Here is a 1,077-nt window from a genome sequence, read left to right as displayed (position 1 = left end):
TAGGGCCTGTACGGGGTTGAGATCAGCGGGATTGCCTGCGCGGTGGTTTGTCGTCCTGGTAGGCCATCGTCATGGCGCGTGGAGACCTCACCGATGACGAATGGTCCTTGATCGATCCTCATCTGCCCTTGGGTGAGCGCGGTCCGATCCCGGACCTGCGGCAGCAGTTCAATGCGGTGATGTGGCGGTTTCGTACCGGCAGCCCGTGGCGGGATCTGCCCGCCGAGTACGGGCCGTGGTCCACGGCCTACGACCGCTTCCGCTCATGGGCGACGACGGGCGTCTTCGAGGAGCTGATGCAGGCGATGATCGCCGAGGCCGCTGCCCGCGGGCAGGCCGACCTTGACCTGGTCAGCGTGGATTCCACCACGGCCCGCGCCCACCACCACTCCGCCGGGATGGTCGTGGACCCCGAACTGCTGCAGGCGCTGGAGAAAGCCGCCGAACAGGAAAAGGGGCTGCACCAAAGGGGCAAAACCCTCAGAACGGCGAACCCGGCGAACCCGGGGACGAACGTCGGCGGTTACGACGGCGGCGCCGAATACGACTGACGGCGGCCGGGCTGGGCCGCTCTCGGGGCGGGCTGACCAGCAAGGTCCACCTGTCGGCCGATCGGCGATGCCGTCCGCTGTCGTTCGTCCTGACCCCGGGCCAAGCTGGCGACAGCCCACAGTTTCGCACCGTCTTGGCCCGGATCAAGATCCGCCTGCCCGTCGGTCGCCCACGCACCCGCCCGGCCGCGGTGGCCGCGGACAAGGCCTACTCCTCCCGCGGCAACCGCCTCTATCTGCGCAGGCGTCACATCAAAGCCGTCATCCCCGAAAAGGCCGACCAGGCGGTCAACCGCAAGAACCGCGGCTCCCGTGGCGGTCGCCCGGTCAGCCATGATCCAGGGCTCTACAAGCAGCGCAACACGGCCGAACGCTGTATCAACCGGATCAAGGAATGGCGCGGACTGGCCTTCCGCTCCGACAAGACCCCCGAAAGTTACCTCGCCGGCCTTCATCTACGCGGAGCCATCTTGTGGATTCGAAGCCTTCAACCCGCCTGAAGATCCGAAGTCCGTACAGGCCCTAG

The 1,077-nt window shown here is 66.9% G+C and carries 1 pseudogene; it reads left to right on the top strand.

The features are described from left to right. The first annotated feature begins 71 nt into the window (after window positions 1–71). A pseudogene (locus ACIBH4_RS39645) lies at window positions 72–1,051 on the top strand (IS5 family transposase). The last annotated feature ends 26 nt before the right edge of the window (window positions 1,052–1,077 follow it).

The sequence above is a fragment of the Streptosporangium sp. NPDC050284 genome (genome assembly GCF_044459525.1).
Taxonomy (GTDB): domain Bacteria; phylum Actinomycetota; class Actinomycetes; order Streptosporangiales; family Streptosporangiaceae; genus Streptosporangium.
The sequence above is the reverse complement of the archived record's forward strand: the minus strand, read 5'-3'. Positions and strand labels throughout refer to the sequence as shown.